The organism is Alkalihalophilus pseudofirmus, assembly GCF_029094545.1.
In the GTDB taxonomy this organism is placed as follows: domain Bacteria; phylum Bacillota; class Bacilli; order Bacillales; family Bacillaceae_D; genus Alkalihalophilus; species Alkalihalophilus pseudofirmus.
Genome location: NZ_CP117835.1, coordinates 1,156,393 through 1,179,951, shown reverse-complemented (window position 1 = coordinate 1,179,951; position 23,559 = coordinate 1,156,393). Strand labels below are relative to the sequence as shown.

The 23,559-nt window shown below is 40.2% G+C and carries 22 protein-coding genes, 5 tRNA genes and 1 other RNA gene; 8 read left to right on the top strand and 20 right to left on the bottom strand.

The genetic code is table 11. From position 1 onward, the window contains the following. Positions 1-3: 3 nt before the first annotated feature. Positions 4-741, bottom strand: a complete 738-nt coding sequence (locus tag PQ478_RS06085; RefSeq protein ID WP_289236157.1) for a DUF4912 domain-containing protein — start codon at positions 739-741, stop codon at positions 4-6. A gap of 363 nt (positions 742-1,104) precedes the next feature. Between PQ478_RS06085 and PQ478_RS06080 the strand changes: the two genes are divergently transcribed. Both PQ478_RS06080 and PQ478_RS06075 read left to right on the top strand, forming a co-directional pair. Continuing rightward, a complete protein-coding gene (locus PQ478_RS06080; RefSeq protein WP_012958196.1) occupies positions 1,105-1,464 on the top strand; it encodes a hypothetical protein in 360 nt (119 codons plus the stop codon). Between the two features lie 4 nt (positions 1,465-1,468). Beyond that, entirely contained in the window at positions 1,469-1,996 is a 528-nt protein-coding gene (locus PQ478_RS06075) for an MltG/YceG/YrrL family protein (protein ID WP_075684250.1), read from the top strand. Between the two features lie 44 nt (positions 1,997-2,040). On the opposite strand, the gene PQ478_RS06070 is transcribed toward PQ478_RS06075, so the two are convergent. From PQ478_RS06070 to PQ478_RS06055, 4 genes are all read right to left on the bottom strand, one after another. Continuing rightward, on the bottom strand, positions 2,041-4,107 hold the full coding sequence (locus PQ478_RS06070) for a peptidoglycan D,D-transpeptidase FtsI family protein (RefSeq protein ID WP_289236156.1): 2,067 nt from the start codon (positions 4,105-4,107) through the stop codon (positions 2,041-2,043). 97 nt (positions 4,108-4,204) lie between these two features. After that, positions 4,205-4,385: non-coding RNA, 6S RNA (ssrS, locus tag PQ478_RS06065), on the bottom strand. Between the two features lie 90 nt (positions 4,386-4,475). Beyond that, on the bottom strand, positions 4,476-5,771 hold the full coding sequence (locus PQ478_RS06060) for an MFS transporter (protein WP_289236155.1): 1,296 nt from the start codon (positions 5,769-5,771) through the stop codon (positions 4,476-4,478). Positions 5,772-6,167: 396 nt separating this feature from the next. Beyond that, positions 6,168-6,776 carry a superoxide dismutase gene (locus tag PQ478_RS06055; protein ID WP_012958192.1) on the bottom strand — a complete coding sequence of 203 codons (609 nt, stop codon included), beginning with the start codon at positions 6,774-6,776 and terminating at the stop codon, positions 6,168-6,170. 269 nt (positions 6,777-7,045) lie between these two features. Here PQ478_RS06055 and PQ478_RS06050 point away from each other — a divergent pair, with 269 nt between their 5' ends. Next, positions 7,046-7,858: an undecaprenyl-diphosphate phosphatase gene (locus tag PQ478_RS06050; RefSeq protein ID WP_289236154.1), complete on the top strand. Its 813-nt coding sequence runs from the start codon at positions 7,046-7,048 to the stop codon at positions 7,856-7,858. Between the two features lie 343 nt (positions 7,859-8,201). Here the strand turns inward: PQ478_RS06050 and PQ478_RS06045 are convergent. From PQ478_RS06045 to PQ478_RS06020, 6 genes are all read right to left on the bottom strand, one after another. Further along, positions 8,202-8,294 (bottom strand) — tRNA-Ser (locus tag PQ478_RS06045). 14 nt (positions 8,295-8,308) lie between these two features. After that, a tRNA-Ile gene (locus PQ478_RS06040) sits at positions 8,309-8,385 on the bottom strand. 5 nt (positions 8,386-8,390) lie between these two features. Then, a tRNA-His gene (locus PQ478_RS06035) sits at positions 8,391-8,466 on the bottom strand. Between the two features lie 26 nt (positions 8,467-8,492). After that, positions 8,493-8,566, bottom strand: a tRNA-Met gene (locus PQ478_RS06030). 4 nt (positions 8,567-8,570) lie between these two features. Then, a tRNA-Asn gene (locus tag PQ478_RS06025) sits at positions 8,571-8,645 on the bottom strand. A 272-nt stretch (positions 8,646-8,917) separates the two neighbouring features. Further along, entirely contained in the window at positions 8,918-10,543 is a 1,626-nt protein-coding gene (locus tag PQ478_RS06020) for a Na/Pi cotransporter family protein (RefSeq protein WP_289236153.1), read from the bottom strand. A gap of 237 nt (positions 10,544-10,780) precedes the next feature. On the opposite strand from PQ478_RS06020, the gene PQ478_RS06015 reads away from it, so the two are divergent. Next, the gene (locus tag PQ478_RS06015; RefSeq protein ID WP_289236152.1) at positions 10,781-11,551 is read left to right on the top strand and encodes a DUF1189 domain-containing protein; all 771 of its coding nucleotides are present in this window, start codon (positions 10,781-10,783) and stop codon (positions 11,549-11,551) included. Positions 11,552-11,560: 9 nt separating this feature from the next. On the opposite strand, the gene PQ478_RS06010 is transcribed toward PQ478_RS06015, so the two are convergent. The 3 genes from PQ478_RS06010 to PQ478_RS06000 form a co-directional block, all read right to left on the bottom strand. Continuing rightward, positions 11,561-12,214 (bottom strand): NfeD family protein, encoded by a 654-nt coding sequence (locus PQ478_RS06010; protein WP_012958188.1) that lies wholly within the window; start codon positions 12,212-12,214, stop codon positions 11,561-11,563. Between the two features lie 298 nt (positions 12,215-12,512). Continuing rightward, complete coding sequence (locus PQ478_RS06005) at positions 12,513-13,406, bottom strand: DUF1002 domain-containing protein (RefSeq protein WP_041822279.1); 894 nt, start codon at positions 13,404-13,406, stop codon at positions 12,513-12,515. Positions 13,407-13,557: 151 nt separating this feature from the next. Further along, positions 13,558-14,778, bottom strand: a complete 1,221-nt coding sequence (locus tag PQ478_RS06000; RefSeq protein ID WP_289236151.1) for an MFS transporter — start codon at positions 14,776-14,778, stop codon at positions 13,558-13,560. A gap of 147 nt (positions 14,779-14,925) precedes the next feature. Between PQ478_RS06000 and PQ478_RS05995 the strand changes: the two genes are divergently transcribed. Further along, complete coding sequence (locus tag PQ478_RS05995; protein ID WP_012958184.1) at positions 14,926-15,297, top strand: hypothetical protein; 372 nt, start codon at positions 14,926-14,928, stop codon at positions 15,295-15,297. A 110-nt stretch (positions 15,298-15,407) separates the two neighbouring features. After that, a complete protein-coding gene (gene ispG, locus PQ478_RS05990) occupies positions 15,408-16,511 on the top strand; it encodes a flavodoxin-dependent (E)-4-hydroxy-3-methylbut-2-enyl-diphosphate synthase (RefSeq protein ID WP_012958183.1) in 1,104 nt (367 codons plus the stop codon). Between the two features lie 70 nt (positions 16,512-16,581). Here ispG and PQ478_RS05985 read toward each other — a convergent pair whose 3' ends face one another. After that, entirely contained in the window at positions 16,582-17,118 is a 537-nt protein-coding gene (locus tag PQ478_RS05985; protein ID WP_022626871.1) for a DUF4190 domain-containing protein, read from the bottom strand. 188 nt (positions 17,119-17,306) lie between these two features. Here PQ478_RS05985 and PQ478_RS05980 point away from each other — a divergent pair, with 188 nt between their 5' ends. Next, positions 17,307-17,891: a 5' nucleotidase, NT5C type gene (locus PQ478_RS05980; protein WP_012958181.1), complete on the top strand. Its 585-nt coding sequence runs from the start codon at positions 17,307-17,309 to the stop codon at positions 17,889-17,891. Between the two features lie 49 nt (positions 17,892-17,940). Here the strand turns inward: PQ478_RS05980 and PQ478_RS05975 are convergent, their stop codons facing one another. The 5 genes from PQ478_RS05975 to PQ478_RS05955 form a co-directional block, all read right to left on the bottom strand. Beyond that, entirely contained in the window at positions 17,941-18,159 is a 219-nt protein-coding gene (locus PQ478_RS05975) for a DUF1540 domain-containing protein (protein WP_012958180.1), read from the bottom strand. A gap of 134 nt (positions 18,160-18,293) precedes the next feature. Continuing rightward, positions 18,294-18,707: a Fur family transcriptional regulator gene (locus PQ478_RS05970; protein WP_289236150.1), complete on the bottom strand. Its 414-nt coding sequence runs from the start codon at positions 18,705-18,707 to the stop codon at positions 18,294-18,296. Next, on the bottom strand, positions 18,697-19,557 hold the full coding sequence (locus tag PQ478_RS05965) for a metal ABC transporter permease (protein WP_022626869.1): 861 nt from the start codon (positions 19,555-19,557) through the stop codon (positions 18,697-18,699). Before PQ478_RS05965 ends, PQ478_RS05970 begins: the two co-directional genes overlap by 11 nt. 471 nt (positions 19,558-20,028) lie before the next feature. Beyond that, positions 20,029-20,898, bottom strand: coding sequence for a metal ABC transporter permease (locus PQ478_RS05960; protein WP_289236149.1), 870 nt, complete (start codon positions 20,896-20,898; stop codon positions 20,029-20,031). Positions 20,899-20,901: 3 nt separating this feature from the next. Beyond that, complete coding sequence (locus tag PQ478_RS05955) at positions 20,902-21,699, bottom strand: metal ABC transporter ATP-binding protein (protein ID WP_289236148.1); 798 nt, start codon at positions 21,697-21,699, stop codon at positions 20,902-20,904. Positions 21,700-21,985: 286 nt separating this feature from the next. Here PQ478_RS05955 and ppx point away from each other — a divergent pair, with 286 nt between their 5' ends. Beyond that, the gene (gene ppx / locus PQ478_RS05950) at positions 21,986-23,530 is read left to right on the top strand and encodes an exopolyphosphatase (protein ID WP_289236147.1); all 1,545 of its coding nucleotides are present in this window, start codon (positions 21,986-21,988) and stop codon (positions 23,528-23,530) included. Positions 23,531-23,559: the final 29 nt, after the last annotated feature.

Below are 23,559 nucleotides of genomic sequence, written 5' to 3'. Positions count from 1 at the left end.
TCCTTATTTTGTCGATTCATAATAGGAATACGTACTAAAATGCTCAAGCCACTCAGGATCCTGGGACTGCCCCGTTTGCCACTTATGAACAGCGTCTACATACTGTCCTTCCATGCCTTCTTTCACTCTAGGGGTATCTATTGGATTAGAGCGCAGAATACTGAAAAAAGTGCCTGCTTTTGTTTTAATCCCGAGATCAACAATAAACGTCCTATTTTCAGTCAGACCATGAAAATACCAGTTGTTTGTCATCTCCGGCAGATCATAATCGATAAAACGATGAGCATTATGACCATTAAAAAGTAAAGCTGTAACATCATAGAGTCTTATTGCCTTTTTTAATTCATGCCACGGGGCTCTAAATTGATGTTCAATCATACGCCTAGTCGACTCACGTGTTTCCCAATACACATACAAACTATTAGGAGTTCTAGGCATCAGCATGACTTCATCGCGTTCATAAGCAGCTGGTAATGGATGAACCGGCACATCTTTTATCACTTCAACAGGCTTTTCGGTTTCAATCTTTTTGCCTTCTTCCTCTTCGATTGCTTTTTCATCAATCTCTGGTATCAACGCTGCGTCATCCATCTGATTAGTATCCTCTGAACCTTCCTGTTGAAGTTCTTCTTGATATTTCTTGAAGCAATACTGTACTTTTCCTACCGTTGTTTCAAGCTCCTTTGCAATCTTGCGAAACGAGAAGCCTTTCTCTCTTAAAGCTAAAATATCTTTTATCACTAAAACACCTCCAATGATGTAGAAAAATAGTATGCATCACCCTTCATACGTTGCATATCTTGTTATATTAATCATACCGAGCGTGACATTACGGGACAAGCAGGGGTAATTTGTCTGATTTTGTCATGAGCCTGCCCCACCTATCGTATCGATCCACAAAAAAATTTTTCGCCTTATTTCGCTAGCTGACTTTGTCGATAATTTTTGTCGAGATTTGGGAGGTGAGCGCATAAACACTGAAATGTAAACGCTTCTTTCATAAATTGTCGATTAAGTAGGACGAAAACCACTTTTTCCTAAGAGCTACCTATGTGTATAATAGAGTAGAATGATAGATTAGTTTATAGAGGGAAGGGTTGTAAGATGATCGAGTGGACAATTATGATTCTCTTAGTAATCGCCATCCTCCTTTTTGTGTTATCTTTCTTTCGAAAAGACAAGGCAACAGAAGTGGAACGGCAGATGGAGAACTTTTCGATTACGCTCATGCAAGAGATTTACCAATTAAAGAAAAAGATCCGCATTCTTGAGGAAGAACTTCTAGTGAACGGACAAGATGTTCCTAAAGCACGTTCAACCTCCGCTCAAAAATTGCAGGCTGAAGTAGAATCATTACACGATAAAGGCTTCACGCTTGAAATCATTGCAGAAAAAACTGGTTTAACACCTCTTGAAGTAGAACGATTAGTAGCTTCGAGAGAAGAACCAGCAGTAAGGGGGTAATAATATGTCTCCTCATGCATTACGCGGCATGGCAGGTGGAATTGCTCTTTGTGCAGGTGTTATTTGGGTTACATATGCACTCTCACCAGAAGCAACTGCAGAGCCTGTCACAATCGTTGAACAAGAAGAGCTTGAAATCTCAGAAATGATGACAGCCTTACAAGAAGCAGGATATTATGTTTCAGCAGAAGCTCCTCCAGAGGAACCTGTTGTAGAGGAACCACAAACGGAAGAAATGGACTCTCCAACCGAAGAAGACTCAGCAGCGGAAGAAGAAGCATTGATTGACGAAAACTTGCCGGAATCGGTCACTGTAGAAACTGTCAATGTCTATTCTATGACTTTATCCATTACATCTGGGACTAGCTCTCATGATGTAGCTAATCAATTAGAACAAGCAAAAATTATTGACAGCGCCAGCGAATTTTTACGTTATTTGGAGCGCAATAACTTAGCTGAAAAAGTTCGCGCTGGTGATTTTGACGTCAACAGTGCAATGAGTTATCAAGACATTGCAAACCGCATTACATAAAAAAGCTTGCTACGAATAACGTAGCAAGCTTTTTTTACATTTTATTAATCTTCTACTTCTTCAAGAATCGGCACATCCGCTTTAGTCGGACCATTGCGTTCTTCTTTTAAATCAAAGTATTCATCAAGCATTTTCTTTCCAATCGATTGAGCAAAGTTTGCACTATTATCTCGCACGGTGTAAGGTACAATAATCGCAAAGGCGACTTCAGGATTATCATAAGGTGCATACCCCACAAGTACTTGGTTATTACCGCTGATCGAACGACGGTTTTGACCTTCTCCGACTCGTACAGAAACCTGCGCTGTTCCCGTTTTTCCTGCTGGGTTATACGAAGCACTTCTGAACATGCCTGCACCAGTACCTTGTGAACCATTCATTACTGCATAAAACCCTTGCTGAACACGATTTAAATCGGCATCCGATACATCAACACGATTTAAGATCTGCGGTTCAAATTTATGCAGGATCGCCCCTGGTTCATCCGGTGATAAGCTTGGCTCGCGGATTTCTGATACAAGACGTGGTTTCACACGGTATCCATCGTTTGCAATCGTTGCAACATATTGTACAAGCTGTAGCGGCGTATACGTATCATACTGGCCGATCATTAAATCGAGCAGGTTACCAGGGTTTCGATTCTGACCAGTTAATCCTCGGGAGCTTCCAGGCAAGTCAATGCCTGTATCAGCACCAAGACCAAACTGGCTGAAAATATAGCGTGTTTCATCATATGCTTCTGCTACTCTTTGTGTATCAAAGCTTCTGCTGCTGCCATAATTATAACCCATCATCCGCATCGCAATTTCAAACATATATACGTTTGATGAACGCTCTAATGCCTTAATGTCATTGACATACCCCATATTCACATAGGAACGCTTGAGCGGTGTTCCTGGCAAATCAATCGGTCGGTCATAAAGCGTTTGGCCGTGGCTGATAGCACCTGTTTGATAGCCGGCCAAGACCGAAGCACCTTTCACGGAAGACCCCATTTCAAATGCTTTCGTCACATTTCCAATTTGGTCATTCGGCTCACCGTTACTGTAGCCGGACATTGCTAAAATGTCGCCCGTTTTTGGGTCCATCATCACGGCATAGGCTGTCCGCTGACTGATGAATGATCCACCCTTGCTGTTAATCTCTTGTGAAATAATATCATCAAGCTTTTGCTGCATTTCCATATCAAGTGTCAACACTAGGTCATTGCCGCGCTGTCCCGGCTTTTCATTAACCGAGCGCTCAATTTCACCACCAGTTGACGTCGTAATACTTTCTACCACAGCCTTTTGACCGCGAAGAACATCTTCATATTCTAACTCTAAATAACTCGTCCCAACGATGTCAGAGCGGTCATAGCCTCGTGATAAATAATAGTCTAACTTCTCACGCGGAATAGATCCCGTTGAGCCAAAAATCGTTCTAAATGCCTCACCGAAAACGTAATTACGACGTGAGTCACGCAGAATATCTACCCCCGGAAGCTGATCGAGGTTTTCGCTGATAATATTTGCCTCTTCCTCGGTTATGCCTCGTTTTATACGTTGAGGTGTATTCGCATACCCTCGTGACATCTCACGAAAGATCGCCATCACTCTTTCGTCTTCCGCTGTTAATTCAGCTAAGTGTTCCTCCGTTAGACGATCAAGTTCTAATTGATATTCTTCTGTCGGACCCTCAAGCTCTGCTCTTTCTTCTTTTGTTACAAGCTCAAAACGCCTGTCACTGTTTATTAGCAGCCAAAAGTCTTTACGGTCACGCTCAGTAATCCGGCTTGTATCCACTTCAATTAATTTTTCAAGATCACGCGCCACCTCTAAGATCGCCTCAGATGAGGTCTGTCTTGAAGGGTTTGTATATGTAACGGATAATTCAAGCTGATTTTCTACAACCGGTGTACCGTAGCGATCTAACATAAGACCGCGAGGAGCATCAATTCTTGCTGTCGTGTTACTCGTACGATCTAATACTCTTTCAAAATCTTCACCTTGAACGATTTGAACCATACCTAACCGTAATATTAATGCTGAAAAAAGAATAAATACAGCAAAGAACAGCATATTCAGTCTTGCTGGCACATGTCCTTTTTTTCTTGGTTTATTTTTCCCCATCCGCAAGTCCCCTCATTAATCTATATAATAAAAACACAATTATCTGTATACATGACAATAGACACCTAAAGCAAGGTGTCTAAAATTCATTCTAAAGTATATACCCGCGAATGCCGTTGCTTCAGTTGTTTCATGAACCTACTCAAGTAGGTGGGTGTTCGCAGAACTAATTTCAGCGTCCAGCATAAACTGGCTTGCTGGCATTAGCTCGATGTAGAACTCCCTTTTAAAACGCAAGGTTCGAAACAAGAAGAAGCTCACTAACACGGCAGGCAAAGCTGTTTAATTTGTAAATTTATTATAGCATATCCCTACTTATTGTCAAAGGAATTCACTGCCACTATAGAAGCTTTCACAAATTAGCAACATTATACACTCGTGCCTCCTGTACTTCCCCCGTCGCCGTTTTTCTGTCTTGCAAAACTGTAGCTTTCTCCCCCTCCAGGCTTTGAAAAGCGAACATGTCTTACAAAGAAATAAATGATAAAGTGACCGATTCCAAGAATAGCTAGTACAACAGGAATACTTTTCTCTTCAGGGAATAAAAGTATGGCACCTATAAACGTCAGCACAGATACAATACGGCCGCTATTTAAAAACACTTCCCTGACGACAATATACTCGATCCTCATTTCGGCAGCCTTCCACCCTTTACCGATTACATCATAAGTAAGCGAAATATATGGTACTAATAACATTGGGTACGCAATAGAAATGACGATTCCATACATGATTAATTTCGCAAAGGATAAATCAAAGACAATCAGGTAAATCGCAGCATAGAGAATGGATCCGCCAATTAAAATGGACTTCTTCCGAAAACTCGGCTTCATCAACCTGGTAACAGTATAATAGGCTATAAATTGAACAGCAGAAGCAACAAGCCCATACGTACCGATTGCCAACTCACTGCCTGTTGCAATGTATACCCAAACAACAATGACAAAGATAAAAGTCCCTTCTCTAAGCCCTTGAAAAAAGTGAGCATGGAGGATATGACGCCAATTTGCATTATTTTTTCGTTCCGCTAGAATTTGTCTAAAAAAGAATTTGCCCTCTGCAGCTCTTCTCTTTAAAAGAAAACTCATTAATACAGCTACTACAAAAAGAGTTAGTGATATTCCAAATATGACGGAATACCCTGTAAACTGCTCCATCCTTGTAATAATATATCCTGAAACAATCGGTCCAATCATGCCTGCAAAGGACGTAAGCAAGCCTAAAAATCCATTAAAGAAATCACGCGTTTCCGGTTCAGTGATCTCAAATGTGAGTACATTAAAGGCAAGCCAGTAAAATCCAAACCCTATACCGAGCAGCGCACCTAATATCACTAAATAATGATTCGCAACATCACCTAATAAAAGCACTGTCGTATAAAATCCAGCTAGGAAAATGACCCCTAACCTAAGCACAATCACACGGTCAATTTTCTTCGCCCACCTTCCGGCTAATATAAATGTTAATGGCTGAAAGATAACAGCCGTTAAATTATATAAGGCTAAATCAATAAACTCCCCTGACTGCTTCCACAAATAAACGTTAACAAACGTATTAGAAAGCGCAATACTTAGGGCATATAACCCCCCAATCGTTAGGAGAAGCACTAAATCTCTCGTTACCTCTACATCTCCAAGCAATTTTTGAATAACAGACTTCTTCACCGACTCCACCACCCTTACTCAGTAGTGTGTCTTAACAAAAACCCGTTATACAAAATAAAAGCGGAAAGGGGCGTTTTGCGGCGTCAAGCTTTTCAGGCAGAAACTGGCTTGGCCGCCATTGCCAAACAGTTTTTGAATGAAAAGACCTCGAGCCGCTGCCCATTGAAGCTGGATAAATAAAAGCGGAAAGGGCTTGTTTATGAGCGACAAGTCCTGGACGGCCGGTAATAAGAGGTCGCTTTTTTTACCTCGTTTAACGGTAAGAAGGAACCTCGAGCGAATAGCCCTTGAAGCTGGACAAAATAATAGCGGAAAGGGATGTTTAGCTTTGCCAATAAAAAAAAAGCAAAGCCCGCTTGGACTTTGCTTTTCCTATTATCATTTAGCTTTTGCTTATTATTTAGCTTCTGCGTAACGTTTTGAAACCTCTTCCCAGTTAACTACATTCCAGAATGCGTTGATGTAGTCGGGACGACGGTTTTGGTAGTTTAAGTAGTAAGCATGCTCCCAAACATCTAATCCTAGGATTGGTGTTTTACCTTCCATAAGAGGCGTATCTTGGTTTGGAGTGCTTGTAACAGCAAGCTTTCCGCCATCAACAATTAGCCATGCCCAACCAGAACCGAAACGGTTAGCTCCTGCATCAGCAAATTTTTCTTTGAATGCTTCAAAGCTGCCAAATTCAGAATTAATTGCATCTGCTAATTCGCCAGTTGGTGCACCGCCACCATTCGGGCTAAGGATTTGCCAGAAGAATGTGTGGTTAGCATGTCCGCCACCATTGTTACGTACTGCACCACGAATGTTCTCAGGTACTGCATCAAGGTTACTTACAAGCTCTTCAATGCTTTTGCTTTGAAGATCATCATGTCCTTCAAGTGCTGCATTTAATTTAGTGATGTAAGTGTTGTGATGCTTCCCGTGGTGAATATTCATTGTTTGCTCATCAATATGAGGTTCTAGAGCGTTTGCTGCGTAAGGTAATTGTGGTAATTCGTAAGCCATTTCAAAATCTCCTCCTTATAATGAATACATGTGTAACTTGGGACGTCTTTTCCCAAAAGGCAAATGACTTAATCAACAGTTATGTTTCTTAAGTCTTTCCGCTTCTACATTACCAAAATCTTCTCTTTGTTGCAACGATAATGCACTATTCTTTCGATTTCGCACACCTTTATACATTTCCCACTACCTAACCCCTTTAAACAAGATGGATCATAAATTCATTTCTTGTCCCATAAGAATGTAATAACTTAGCTTTAAAGGAGGATCTAATGTCGTGGATTGAAGCTTTATTCATAGGGTTTATACAAGGAATTTCAGAATTTCTTCCCATCTCAAGCAGTGCTCATCTCCTCATTTTTGAAAAACTGCTTAAGATAAATATGAGTGATAGCCCCTTAACATTTGAAGTGTTTCTGCATTTAGCATCTTTGCTTGCCGTTTTATTGTATTTTAGAAAAGATGTGTTGAAGCTTTTACAGGGTTCTTATCAATATCTTTTTAAGAAAGACCAACGAAGCGAAGGCGATTTCAGATTTACTGCTTTAATGGCCGCCTCTACTCTTATTACAATGATTGTCGGTAAGCTGATGGAAGGTTGGTTTGGAGACTCCATCACCAATACAGCGACGATCGGCGCTGCTCTGATTATCACCGGGATCTTTTTAATCTTAATTGAACATGGTGTAAATGAGGGATTGAGGGGACCAAAGGAAATAACATGGGGGCATGCGGTATTAATCGGGCTCGGGCAGGCATTAGCAGTCATACCAGGCATATCACGTGCGGGAAGTACTCTCGTTGTGGCCCTGTGGTGCGGTTTGAACAAAGAGACAGCTCTTCGCTACTCCTTTTTACTCTCCATTCCGATTATATCTGGAATCACCCTTTTAAAACTTCCTGAGATTATCGGGCAATTTACAGACGGTGTGGGCCTTGAATTATGGCTAGCCTTTATTTCTTCCTTTTTGTTTGCCATAATTAGTATTAAGTGGTTGATTGCCATGGTTCAAAAAGCAAAATTAAGTTATTTCGCCGTGTACTGTATTTCACTTGGTCTTATCACTTGGATATTCTTAACCTAAACATTAAGAAATCGTCATAATTCAGAGCCGCACGTGAATAAAGCGGGCATGGTTATGTCACCCAGCGGCCGGAAATTTAATTGTATGTTTTCAATCAGTTTATGCGCTAATTAGAGAAGTGATTGCGCGGGTGGATCACAGAATTGAATCGATTGATCGCTTAATTGCGTCACTCTGCTTTTATTGCGGCGGTTCAAACTCCAATTGCGTCACTCTTACACCAAATTGTATCGTTTCAGAGCTGAATCGCTTCCATTTGCCCTCGCCTAATATAGTTATTCAACACAAAAGAGCTGCCCGAGGGGGCAGCTCTTTTTCTATGTAAATCAATTATCATTATGTATGGCGGAGGAAGAGGGATTCGAACCCCCGCGCGGTTTAACCCGCCTGTCGGTTTTCAAGACCGATCCCTTCAGCCGGACTTGGGTATTCCTCCGCAATATAAAACTATGGTGGACCCTGTAGGACTCGAACCTACGACCGATCGGTTATGAGCCGACTGCTCTAACCAACTGAGCTAAGGGTCCTCGTATGGGGCGACTGATGGGAATCGAACCCACGAATGCCGGAACCACAATCCGGTGCGTTAACCACTTCGCCACAATCGCCATTTGTTTATGATAAGTAATAAGGATAGCGGCGGAGGGGATCGAACCCCCGACCTCACGGGTATGAACCGTACGCTCTAGCCAGCTGAGCTACACCGCCATAATGGCTCCACAGGTAGGACTCGAACCTACGACCGATCGGTTAACAGCCGATTGCTCTACCACTGAGCTACTGTGGAATATGTTATGTATCATCCGTCTTTTGTTGAAGACAAGAATTATAATACCAACCAACGGAGATAAAGTCAATATGTTTTTTTATTTTTGTACGCTTATATTTCAAAGAGGTACAACACTTATTAGACGCTTGTTCATTATAGCATAACTCACCTTTAAAAAGTTCCAGTTCCACTCACATTCCATTAATGAATTGGCTGCTTTAAATCAATCCTGTTAACCAATTCCTATCACACAAAAAAAAGAAGCTGCCCCGCTAGGACAGCTCCAAATGTTAGCGAACTTCTCCAATCACTGCTTCAGCAATATTCACTGAGTGGTCACCAATACGTTCTAAGTTACTAACAATATCTACAAACACAATGCCTGCTGCGCCTGAACATCTTCCTTCATTGACGCGGGCAATATGCTGTTTACGGAGTTTGCGCTCCATCTTATCAATAAGATCTTCCTTCTCAAGAACAGAACGGGCTTGATCAGTATCTCCGTTATCTAGGGAGGAGATAGCTTCTTGCAAAGTAGAGATCGTCAAATCAAACATCTCACGTAAGTCACTAATCGCTGTATCTGACATGACTACTTTATGAGTCTTTTGATAATCCTTTAGCTCTACAATATTTTCTATGTGATCACCAATACGTTCAATATCACGGACAGTATCCATAAGCATGGAATGCATCTTAGAATCTTGATCAGATAACGAACGTGATGAAATTTGAATAAGGTATTCTGTGATTTTACGGTCTAAGTTATTGATCGCACTTTCAAACTGTGTCGCCATTTCGGCATGACGTTTCTGTCCATTCTCTAAGTATTGACTTACTTCAATAAGTCCTTTCTCAGAGAAATCGGCCATTCGAATAACCTCTTGCTTGGCTTGTCCTAATGCAATAGCAGGTGATCTTCCGATAAAGCGAGGATCTAAGTGCTTCGCTTTATATTCAATGTTGTACTCATCACCAGGCACAAGCTTTGTCACAATAACAGCCAACAAGGCTACAAACGGAAGCTGAATCAGCGTGTTTGATACGTTGAATATCCCATGTGCAAAAGCAATTGTCATCGGACGGTTCAACCCTAGTTCTACCGCTAAGAAACTTACTAAGTTGTAGAACAGCGGAAATACAATTAAAACAATAACTGTACCGATCAAATTAAAAATTACATGTGTTAATGCTGCACGTTTTGCCGCAACAGATGCGCCAATCGCAGCTAAAATAGCTGTAATCGTTGTCCCGATATTATCTCCAAACAATACCGGAAGCACAGCATCTAAGGTCATCGCCCCTTGATCGTATAGCTGCTGCAAGAGTCCAATTGATGCGCTGGAACTTTGTACGGCAACTGTAAAAATAGTACCGATCAACACACCAAGCAGCGGATTATCTGCCATTTGAACCGTTAAATCAGCAAATGCTTGCAGTTCTCGCAATGGCTTTAACCCTTCTCCCATAAGGTCTAACCCGTAGAATAATGCACCAAATCCAAAGATAACTTGGCCGTAATTATTCACTTTCTTCTGTTTAATAAAGAAGATCAAGGCCGCCCCTACAGCAATGATTGGCAGTGAGTAGGCTGAGATTTTAATACCGATAATGAACGCTGTTACCGTCGTTCCAATATTAGCACCCATTATTACACCGATCGCTTGCTTCAATGTCATAAAACCAGCATTAACAAGCCCAATCGTTAAAACCGTTGTACCGGTACTTGTTTGAAGCAATACAGTAACAAATATCCCGGCAAAAACCCCCATAACAGGGTTCGTCGTAAACTTGTCCAATAAGTCACGCAGTCTCTCCCCTGCTACTTTTTGAAGGCCGTCCCCCATGAATTTGATCCCAAAAAGGAATATTCCGAGACCTCCAAAAAACATGAACAAAAGTGTCTGTAAATCCACTTAATCTCATCCCCTCATTTTAGAAAGTCATTCCTATTTAATTTTTCGACTTTCGACAAACCTCAACAATGACACCCCATCTATTATTAAGCATTTATAAACATTTTGTAAATATGATTTTTTAAAAAATTTTAAAGCATCTTGAACATTCGCCAAATAATGCTTGTTCACGTATTTGAAACTTGTTGATTTTAACGGCTTCAGATAGAATATGTGTTGATATGAGAGGAGAATAAAATGAACGCTTTCCAATTTTTCTATAAAAGCCTATTTGATAAAAAAGTAATAGCATACAGCCGGTTTCAGCCTATCACAAAAGCACTGCTGCATGTTTTGATGGTTGTGTTTATTGCATGTATACCTTTTATTGTCTCTTTAATAATGACGTATGTATCCAGCATAAACCAGCTAGAAGAGAGCCTTGAAAACGACATGCCAGCCTTTTCACTAAGGGACGGCGAGCTGCAAGCAGAGGTGGATGAACCCTATGTAAATGAATCCCTGTCTGAAGGTGTCTTTGTCCTTGACCCAAATAATCAATTAACTACCCAAGACCTTGAACAGCTTGGCGAAGGAATTATTTTTCAACAGAATGAAGCGCTCCTATTCAGATATGGTTCAACACATTCTGTTAATTATTCTTTAATAGGGCTCCAAGAGGTCAGTGACACAGAGCTTAACGAGCGGCTAACTGATATTAAAGGATTCCTCCCGTTATTGCTCGCTATCATATCATTGCTTATGTACAGCGGCGTATTAGGACTTGCTTTTCTCGGGATAACAATCTTGGCCTTTGTTGCTTTATTATTTAGAGGTACCAGAAAAAACATTCAGTATCGTCATATGTGGTTAATTACAGCTTATGCGATGACCCTTCCTGTGATCTTATTTGCTTGGGCAGACGTTTTTATAGGAGGCATCCCTGGATACTTCTTAGTTTTGGCTGTACTTTGTATGATTGTCTATGCGCTAAGCGCTATTCCAAAACCAAAACAAAAAACCAAGTGATGAGCCTGATCAGGCCTCATCGCTTGGTTTTTCTTCGTTAATCTTCTTTACCACAATTCGTGTCCCATCAACATCTGTGACTTTCACCGTCATATTTGCCTCAAGCCATTGTCCCCCGCTTGTTGCACTATAATGTTTATCTTCAATTTCGACCGTTCCCGTAGGCCTGAACGCACTAAGGGTTCTACCTTCTTTACCTACCAGCTCTCGGTAATCTTCTCTTAAAGAGTTATATCCCATATCTCCTGTCAAACGGTCTTTTAACGTAAGACGAGCCCAGAGATCACGAGATGGAAATACTTTCAAAAATAAACCAGAACTAAATCCACCTACTAAAAAGCCCATTGATACTAAAATACCATAAATTAAATCTGGTGCAGGCAAAGCTAGACCTGTAATCATAAGAAGCACACCTAATAAGGCGACTGTCCCATCAGTAATTACTTTACCATCTACAATAATCAGTGCTAAACCAACGACATAAAGAATGACGACCCAAAATCCTACGTCACCCGCTAGGTGATAAGAGAAATACATAGCCATAATGGCCACACCGAGTATCGCGAAAATCCCTCTCATTCTAACAAGAAGTTCACCAAATAAGAATAATGTGCCTAAAAAGACTACAAAAAAGCCGATTGTTGCGGAATCTAGCCATTCCATATAAACGTCCCTCCTCTTTTTATGTATATACGAAAAGAAATAAAAATTGTTTCAATTTTTTGGTTATATATAACGATGAATAGTTAAATCGTTCCCTTGGTCAAGATAATCATACAACTACATGATAATACAGATCAATTCAGGAGGTATTGAAATGAAAAAAGCAGGAAAAAAGATGATTGAAAAAGCGAAAAAACAGTCAGTCAAACCCTTCGAAAAGACAGTCCCTGCATACATACATCGTACTACACCTTATCGTTCTGTGTAAAAGAAAAAGAGAGGGAACCCTCTCCCTCTCTTATGCCTCAGATGTAAATAGTCCTTTAAGTGCTTCAATTAACTGAGCGATCACTTCTAGAAAACGACTAATAAAGTTCTGCGTGTCTTCACGTGCTAAAAATTCACCTAAGTTATCGCGGACTTTAGAGATTTGATCTTGTACCTGATCCCAGTTAATATTTAAGTCCTTCATTCGCATGAATAATGAAACCAGTCCATCAAGTTCTTGCTCTGTCAGTTCAATCCCAAGTTCTGCTGCAATCCGTCTGATAAGTTCTCTAAGATCCTCTTCAGATTCTACCGGATTATTTGCAATTTCTTCTTTAATTCGGTTCATAAGTTCAGTAGCTTCTTCTACCCCGATCGACTCGGCAAGCTCTGCCGTACGGACCATTTCTTCGTTCGCTACTTGCTTTTGCTCTTCAGGAATCTCAATTTCAGCTGCAATTTCATACGCTTTAATCAGACCTGTTAAAGCAGCTGTCCCTGAAACAGGGAATGGAGCTGTGACATAAATTTCAGCATCTTCCACACCTGCAGTTACTAATGCGTTCGCATACATGCCTTCAGATACCCATGTAATATTATTCGTTTCTACATTGATTCCAGCCCCTTGCTCCGCCAAAGTGATCTTTGTAGAAGATAAGGCACGCGTACCAATTTGTGAGGAGCTAATATAATCACCCAAGTATTCTCTTTCTTCTTGGTTACTGACTGTAATAATCTCTGTCTCTTCAGTCTCATTCATTTCAGCTAAAATCTTTTCTCGATCAGCTGGTGATAGATTTTCCCCCAATGTGACAATCACGTCTCCAGGTGCAGCGTCTGCTAAAGCAGCTGCTGGCAAGAGCATTGGATACAATAACGTAAACACGAGAACAAGCGACAGCAGTTTCTTCCATGAGTGTTTCAAATTAATCTCTCCTTTATTCTGACCACTTACCGGCCATACGGCATTCATCATTTACCAACTATTAGCAACTATATAACGAATGCTCTACTCATTAGGAAACAGTTTTTACAGAAAAAAGAAAAGGGACTTTAGATCTATCTTTTATTCATTCTCATGAAGTTTGATGGGTTTCACATGTTTTCCCAATTGGCAGACACGTCCAATTCCATACTAAAACCACACATGTCACACCTGCTAAAAGTAGGATGTTAAAGCTCATTTGCATACGGTCATCTAACCATACACCAAAAAAGTACGGTCCAAAAGCAACGCCAAGAAAACGGACCATAGAATAAATGGAAAAGATCATTCCTTTTATCTGCTGATTGACAACAGCAGCCACAGCCGCACTGCATCCCGGCAACAGAAAGCCAAGTCCGATTGAAAGAAGGCTGGTTAGCAGTAAATCACTTAAGAAGCCGCTTGTAAAAATAAAAACCAATGCCACCAAAATGAAAAGCAATAAACCTGTCAAAATACACCTTTTAATTTGATCTGCATTTTTCAAAGCATACTTACCTGTCAAAAGGGAACAAACTGTTAAAAGAAGTAATGGTACCGCTAATACAAGACCTTTGATTAACCCATTAGAAGAATACATTCCTTCCCATTCATAAGAAAGTAAAAAGAGAAATCCGAACAACAAAAACATTCCGGCACCGCTTGCTAAAAAAATAGGCATCAGAACATTTCTTTCACTTTTAATAAACTGAATTGCTTCTCTGATCATCCCCTTGCCTTTTTCTTGGCGCACAGCTTCATTTTTCGGAATAACTAAATAAAAGCCCATAAATGCTAAAAGGGCTGCCGCTAAATACACAACAAAACTGTAATACCATACTCCAAGTAATACCGCTCCTCCTATGACAGGACTGATCACTTTTCCAACCCCATTAAAACTTTCAATTGATGCTAGCGCTTGATTCCGTTTATCTCCTTGAAACAATTCCGCTGCAAGCACCATCGCAATCGGCGTCACTCCTCCTGCTCCAATCCCTTGAATGAATCTTCCGGCAAGAATCGCTTCAAACGATTGAAAAACAGAGCCAGCCCCAGAAATGATGCATCCTAACATGACAATCAGCAATGAAACCATCACTATATTTCGTCTGCCATAACGATCACTCAATAGGCCGCTAACAGGAATAAACAGTGCAGAAGGAACAGAAAAGATCGTTAAGATTAATCCAGCTTGCGCGGTCGATACCCCAAGTTCAGCTTGCATAAATGGGAGGACCGGTATGAACATGGAGTTGCCAAGAACCATCACAATAGGCAGAAGTCCAATTATAGTAAGCACTAACAACGGACGAGCATTCTCTGTTTGTTTCAATGTATTCACCACGCCTTTTTTTATGTCCATTCATTTTTAAATAGCTTGTCATACTTTTCCAAGATCAACATACACTTATAGAAAGAACGATTGTCTGTCGTGTGATATTTCATCTAAATGGCAGGAGATCCTGAGGGAGGGACAAGCATGAAACGGATTGGATTCGGACTTATTATCCTGATCATCCTTTATAGTGTTTATTATGATCTAACGATTGGCACTTTACCCAATGGCCTTACAGCAGCACCTGAGGAAACGGTTGAAATTGAAGAAGCGGAGTCTGTCATGACCAATGAAGTAAGCGAAGAACCAGTGATTACAGAACCATTTGTTGAAGTGGTCGTTGAACCTGGGTATACCGTTCTCTCAATTGTTGAACATTTACATGAAGGAATTGTTCCCTTCCCTGCCTCCATTCAAGAAGTCATTTTTGATTTCAAACACTTGAATCAAGGGATTGAGCCTGAAAACATTCAAATAGGAGAAACGTATAAGTTTCCTTATTACGGCAATCAATGACTTTCTTCTTGCCAAATCGAAACGCTCATTGATAGAATGAATACGTATCTCATGAGTGACTAGGCAAAAATGGCTGAAACCATTTTTGTTATAAAAGGAGCGATTGGTCAATGACCGAATTAACACATCGTACAAAAACTCGTCCAGTTAAGGTCGGTAATTTGACGATTGGTGGAAACAATGAAGTAGTTGTTCAAAGTATGACTACGACCAAAACACATGACGTTGAAGCAACTGTTGCAGAAATTAAACGATTAGAAGAAGCGGGCTGTCAGGTTGTTCGTGTCGCTTGTCCAGACATGCGTGCAGCGGAAGCTATCGCTGACATTAAAGCACAAATCTCTATTCCACTAGTAGTTGATATTCATTTTGATTACAAATTAGCTTTAAAAGCTATTGAAGGCGGAGCAGATAAAATCCGTATTAACCCGGGTAATATCGGCCGCCGCGAGAAAGTTGAAGCTGTTGTTAAGGCTGCTAAAGAAAAAGGTATTCCGATTCGTATCGGTGTAAATGCTGGATCGCTTGAAAAGCGCATCCTAGAAAAATACGGTTACCCAACGGCTGATGGGATGGTTGAAAGTGCTCTTCATCATATTAAAATTTTAGAAGACCTGGATTTCCATGACATCATCGTTTCAATGAAAGCCTCTGATGTGAATCTTGCTATTGAAGCATATGAAAAAGCAGCGAAAGCTTTTGACTACCCGCTTCACTTAGGTATTACCGAATCAGGTACATTGTTTGCTGGTACAATTAAAAGTGCTGCTGGCCTCGGAGCCATCTTAAACATGGGCATTGGTAACACTGTGCGTATTTCATTAAGTGCAGACCCTGTAGAAGAAGTAAAAGTTGCCAGAGAGCTGTTAAAGTCGTTTGGACTAGCGTCAAATGCAGCCACTCTTATCTCTTGTCCTACTTGCGGACGAATTGAGATTGACCTTATCAGTATTGCAAATGAGGTTGAAGACTATATTTCAACGATTAAAGCACCGATTAAAGTGGCCGTTCTTGGATGTGCTGTAAATGGTCCTGGGGAAGCCCGTGAAGCCGACATCGGCATTGCAGGGGCACGTGGTGAAGGACTGCTGTTTATGAAAGGTGAAATCGTGCGTAAAGTACCGGAAGAAACTATGGTCGAGGAATTAAAGCGTGAAATTGATAAAATTGCTGAAGAATATTTTGAAGCACAACGTCAATTAGAAAAAGCATAAGCCACCAGGCTTATGCTTTTTCATTATGGAGTGATAATTAGTTATACTCCTGCTCCCACATCTCCTACCGCTAAAAAAACGGCGAGAAAAAGACGGTCATTAAAATCGACACAGCCCCGATACCAATAGCCCAGTTACCGAGCGAGGTAGAGCCGATACGACGTGATACAAAACCAATAACAATCCCAGCTGCTCCAAGCAATACTGGTAAGAAGAATAACGATAAGATGGAAAGAACAATCGCAAAGGTTCCAACACCACGGCCAGCCGTGACATCATCTTCATTGCTGTAAGCTGTATCTCTGCGTTCTGCTGACTCAACCGTTTGGTCTTCGTCAAAAGGACGCGCACCAGCCATTCCATTTACCGCTGCATACTCAGCTGCGCTTTCTTCTTGGAAGCTCGGTTGAAGTGGATATTCTGAGTTAACAGGTTCCTCTTCTACCTCAGCATGATTTTCTGCCTCTCGTTCTTCTTCTGATAACGCTAGTGAAAGGTCACGGTCATCATCTCGTCCTTCAACATGGTTATTTACCAAAGTTAAAGAACGATCATCCTCATCCAACAAGCGAATGGGTTCATCTTTTGGATGCTTATCATCTGCCATACGAATCCCTCACTTTCAAATTTTGTGGGAGCAGTAATAGTATGACGCCAGCACGTAAAATTATCGGAGTTAATCTTTACAAGTGCAGGAAATGATCTAGACTTCCCTCCCCTCTTTCGTGTAAGGTAGGTATAGAATAAAGAAGTTTGAATAAATCTTTACGAATACTGAGCTATGAGGTGAACCAAATGACAACTAAGAAGAGATTTGGATTGGATATAGATGGAACAGTCACAGATCCTAATACGTTTGTTCCACACTTAAATAAACATTTTAAGCAGTCACTCACTTTAGACGACCTTACACAATACGATTTAACATCTATTCTTAAGATCTCGGAAAAAGAATTTTGGGACTGGATGACTAAACATGAAGGAACCATTTATAGTGAAGCAAAGCTTGCACCTTATGCTGAAAATATTCTTCATAATTGGTCTAGACAGCATGATTTGATTTATATCACTGCAAGAAGACAACACCTTGATGAAATTACAAAGGATTGGTTTGTCTCTAATCAAGTTCCCTTCGATCACATTGAACTTGTCGGGAAACACGATAAATTAGATGCAGTCAGAGAACATAAATTAGATATTTTCTTTGAAGACAAGCATGATAATGCGGTCATGATTGCAGAAGAATTTAATATTCCTGTTATTTTAATGGATACCCCATATAACCGATTAAGCGCTCCTAAAAATGTGATTCGCGCCCACACTTGGCAGGAAGCAAAGGATTGGGTTGATCAATGGATGCTTGAGACTGCAGAAAACTAATAAGAACTCCATGACAAAAAGACGAAACGCATCGTTTCGTCTTTTTGTCTTACTTTTTCGGACGGAATGTATGACAGCAGGTTTCAGCGCTTTTATCTGCTGCATCTCGATGCAGTGCATCCGCATAAGGCTCATCACTAGCTTCCATGTGATAATTCCTATCTGCATGGCTGTCGATCTCCACTAGGATTGATTCTGCCTGACACCGATTCCCTTCTCCCCAAAACGCACAGTTTGCTACATTGCATTTTACAATTGGATTTGCCATTAAGCATCCCTCCTGCTACTAGCATGTTTCACAAACCAAATAAAGAAACCTGTAAGTTGATGGGGCTCTTCCCATGAAAAAAACCCCGCTTAAAGCGAGGGCTTCATTGTGTTTCATTATATTTAATTCCAATGCTACGATCTGCACTCCTCACATTTTCCATAGATCTCAAATTTATGACCGGTCACTTCAAAATCAGGATACATTGTATCAAGTGAATCCATCGGACAGCTATGAATGTGCTTTGTTTTACCACAATCAAGACAAATAAGGTGATGATGATGTTCACTTGTGGCACAGCTAAAGCGGAAGCGTTTTTCTCCTTCAAGTTCCGTAGCTTCTAATATATTTAAGTCACTAAACAACGAAAGGTTACGGTAAATGGTATCAAAGCTTAAACCAGGATACTCATCTTGAAGACTTTCTAATACATCTTTTGCCGATAAGTACCTTTTTTGGTCTGCAAAAAGCTTCAGCATATCCGCCCGCTTATCTGTATGCTTATATCCTTTATTTTTTAATACCGTCATTGCTTGATCAATATTCACGTTTAGCCCTCCTTTGCCACTCATTGATGATCTTTTTAACACCCATTACGATCACAAGCTGTAACATACCCATTACAACAATCATCCCGCCAGTGGCAATATTAAATTGATAAGAAAAATAGACTCCAGATAACATGGCAATCTGAGCAAATAGGATTCCAAACCCAATCACTTGTTTAAAGCTTTTAGAGAGATGAATGCTTGTAGCCACAGGCAATACAATCATCGCACCTACAAGTAAAATCCCTACAACCTTCATTGACATTGCAATAATAAACGCGACGAGTATCGCGAATACTTGATTCATAAAACGAACTGAGATCCCTGAGACCGTAGCATATTCTTGATCAAAAGAAATGGAAATAAACTCTTTATAAAATAAAATAACGATACCAATCACAATGAGTGCTGTATAAATAATAAATTGTAAATCTTCGCGGCTTACACTAACAATACTTCCAAATAAATACGCATACCATTCATTATACCCTGATTGAGACAGGCTCATAAAAATAGCACTTAACCCTACACCAGCAGATAAAATAATAGGAATAGCAAGCTCTTGAAAGTGTTTATAAAGATCACGCAGCTTTTCAATAAGCAAAGAGCCGGCAACAGCGAAGATAAGTCCTGCATACATAGGGTTTAAATCACTAAAAATCATCGTTGTCGATCCTAATAAAACTCCAGCAGAGATTCCTGTTAGGGTGATATGAGATAGTGATTCAGAAATGATCGAAACTCTTCTGACCATCAAAAAAGCACCCACAATCGGACAAATAAGAGCAATCAAAACTCCTGCCAGTACTCCGCGTTCTATAAATGTTAAATTCATTAATAATTCCTGCATGATGCATCTCCTACCTTTATCGAATGCCCTGCAACACCACTGAAAAAGTCTCCACTTAAAGAATTTGTTGATTTCTGCTGCAGGTACTCGCTTTCCACTCCAATCAACGGAGCGAGTAGATTAATAAGTGGTTCCTCTCATTGAGAATGGCTTATTAGGAACCTTTTCAAATGAAACAGAGGTAAAAGTAATGATATTTATGAATGAAGTGACTCCAAATTAAATCATTCCACTAAATATATCCATAAAGCAAATAACCTAGCGGATGAATTATACGGAGACTCCTGTGTGGACTAGAGCAGGAGTGAGATCCCACAGGGCCCAAGCCCGAAGAAGCTCACCAGCTCCACACGGAAAGCGTAGTATAGTTCAGAAGCGACGAATCCGCTATACCCCATGTTTGAAGAGTTTAGTTTTGAATTTATTACTACATCATTCCACTACATTTCTGAAAGAAGCTATAACCCAGCTTTATTTCTTCCCATACGCTCGCTTCCAATTAATCTGGCGTCCTCCCATCATCTTATCAACTGCTATTGAGCCGATTAAAATCAGGACAGCTAATATAACGATCGTACCGCCTGGCGCTAAGTCTAGCTGATAAGCTAAAATTAAGCCGCCAATGACAGAGATTTGCCCAAATAAAATCGAATAAACGAACATCTGCTTAAACCCTTTGGCAAAACGCATAGCAGCGGCCACCGGAAGAGTCATTAAGGAGGAGACAAGCAAAATTCCAACAATTCTCATAGATGCAGCGATCACAAGTGCAACCATGACAATAAAAATAAAATGAACCAGCTTCCGGTTCAAACCAGATACGACAGCTTGTTCTTCATCAAAGGACAAGAAAAATAATTCCTTATAAAATAGTGTTAACACAACTAAAACAACAATAGTCACACCTAAAATCGTCCACAAATCAGAACGAGTAACAGCAATAACACTCCCAAACAGGTAATTAAATAAATCATTATTAAACCCATCTGCAAGCGAAATAAACACTACCCCTAACCCAATCCCTCCAGATAAAATAATAGGAATAGCAATTTCTTTATAATATTGATAAACGCTTCTTAATTGCTCGATTAACAAAGCTCCCCCAACTGAGAAAACCATTCCCATGTAAAGAGGGTTTAGCCCTTGAAAGAACACAACATGCTTTCCGAGCAACAAACTCGCTGCAATACCGGAAAGAGTAATATGGCTCAGGGCATCAGCGATCAGTGATAATCTTCTAACAACCAAAAAAACACCTAGCATGGGTGCTAAGAGCCCTATCATCACTCCAGTAAAGAAAGCGTTCTGTAAAAATTCATACCGAAAAAACGCCTCAAGCATTGATTAATGACCTCCATGACTATGATTATGTGTCAACAAATGAACATCATGGCCGTAGATAGCAGAAAGATCTTGATTTTCTTCAAATTCTTTAGGTCCGCCATGAAAATGCAAGTTTTTATTTAAGCAAGCTACATTTGTAACATGATCTGTCATTGCACCAATATCATGAGTAACCATTAAAAGGGTGATCCCTTTTTCACGATTTAAATGACTCAACATATCATAAAAAGATTTGACGCTTTTCGCATCTACCCCGACTGTAGGCTCATCAAGAATGAGAAGTTCTGGATCACTTACAAGTGCACGTGCAATAAATACGCGCTGCTGCTGCCCACCTGACAACTCTCCTATATTTTGGTTCAAATATTCAGTCATCCCTACACTTTCAATCGCTTGACGAACTTTTTCTTTATGATTACGATTTAGAAAACGGAATAAGCCTACTTTTCCGTATAACCCCATAGAAACAACTTCAAATACGGTTGCGGGGAAACCTGAATTAAAACTGTTTGCTTTCTGAGATACAAAGCCGATCTTATCCCATTTCTTAAACTTATCTACACGCTCCCCAAATAAATACACTTCTCCGCTTTGAGGTTTTTTCAGCCCTAATATCGTTTTAATTAAGGTTGATTTTCCGGAACCATTTGGACCAACCAACCCTAAAAATGCTCCCTTTTTTATAGGAAGTGTAATATTTTCTAAGACCACTCGGTTACCATAACGGAAAGACACATCCTTAATTTCAACGATCGTCTGAACTTGTGTCTCTGATTTTGTAAGTGTCGTTGCAGGCATTGTTCTCCCTCCCACTTTAAAAGTACTATTACCAGTTTATCCATAATCGGTTCATTAAATAGTCAGAACCGTTCCGATTTATAAGCAATCTTTTCTCATTATAAAGCAAAATAAAGATCTGTCTACCCTTTTGCCTGCGGGTGTACTTGATTAGAGATAGACGTCCGTATGGATTCGATCTGATATAATAGAAATAATCCAATTTTATCCTCTGTTTTTATTAAAGGAATTTTACTTATTCAATGGCATTTGGTGTTTAATGTCACTATCTGAAAGGATGAGATACATGAATATGAAACGTTTTGCCATTATCGATATTGGTTCTAACTCCATCCGGCTTGTTATAACAGAATTAGATTCGCAAGGCCGCTTTAAAGAGTTACATAATGTAAAGAAAGTAGCAAGGTTAAGCACTCACCTTAATGAGGCTGATGAACTGACTGAGACCGGTATAAATCGTCTAATTGAAATCTTGTTAAGCTTTAAGGAAATGATGAATTTTCACGAGGTTGCTCAAATAGCTACGGTAGGTACACAAGCCTTACGTCAAGCTGAAAATCAGCAGGCAATTGTCGAATTAATATCTGATATGCTCGGTATAGATATCCGCATCTTGTCTGAATATGAAGAAGCGTATTATGGTTATTTAGCCGTTGTCAATTCAACCGCGATTGAAACTGGATTCACCATTGATATCGGCGGAGGCAGTACGGAAGTGACTTACTTTGAAAACAGAGAGTTGAAGCATTACCACAGTTTTCCTTTTGGAGCGATCACTCTTCAATCTGAATTTATTAAAGGTGAAGAAGCCTCAAAAGACGAGCTTGAATCAATTAAAGAATATGTTCTTGGACAGTTTAGAGAGCTCCCTTGGCTAAAGGATTGCAAAAGTCAGCATGTGATTGGGATAGGGGGCAGCGCAAGAAACGTATCACTTGTCCATCAACATCAGCATGAATACCCTCTTGGCGGCTTACATCAATACGAGATGAGTGCCGAAGAATTACAAGATACCGAAGCACTCCTATCACATCTGTCTCTTAGCGAGCGTCAATCTCTTGATGGCCTGTCAAAAGACCGCGCAGACATTATCGTCCCTGCAGCCATTGCGATTACTACTTTTTTAGAGTATACAGAGGCAGAAACCTTTGTAATGAGCCGGCGCGGTTTACGAGATGGACTGCTGTATGAAGAAATGCTTCGTCCGATGGAAACTGACCGATTTCCAATTGTTGTAGAGGAGAGCTTTCATCAATTAAGCCACGATTATGACATTAATTTATTTCATGTTACGTATATCACTACTTTAGCATCCAAACTATATCATCTTTTTAAAGACTTTTGCCCAGTTGATCTTGAAGAATCAGAAGCACTTACATTATTGAAATACAGTGCGAAGGTATTATATATTGGGGAGTTTATTAATAAGGAAGCTAGCAGCCAGAATACCTTTTATTTGTTGACGAATATGACGGTTGACGGGTTAAGCCACAAAGAGCGTTTGGCAACTGCCTGTATTTCCTCTTTTAAATCTAAGTCAGCACTCACACGGTACACTCATCCATACAAAAAACTTGTAACAAAAAAACAATTAAAGAGCTATGAGTTTTTAGGGTCATTAATGAAGCTGGCATACAGTCTAAACAAAACAGGCCGTCACTTAATATGTGAATTAGGTGAGCTGAAAAAAGACAGCTCGTCTTATGAGTTGACCATTTATTACAAACATGATTGTTCATTTGAGCAGGAATATGCCCTTAAGCATAAGAAACATCTTGAACGTGTAATTAATGAGAATATTAAGCTCGAATTTGTACCCTTTGAGCTTTAGACACGGCTAATCTTAACATACTATTTACA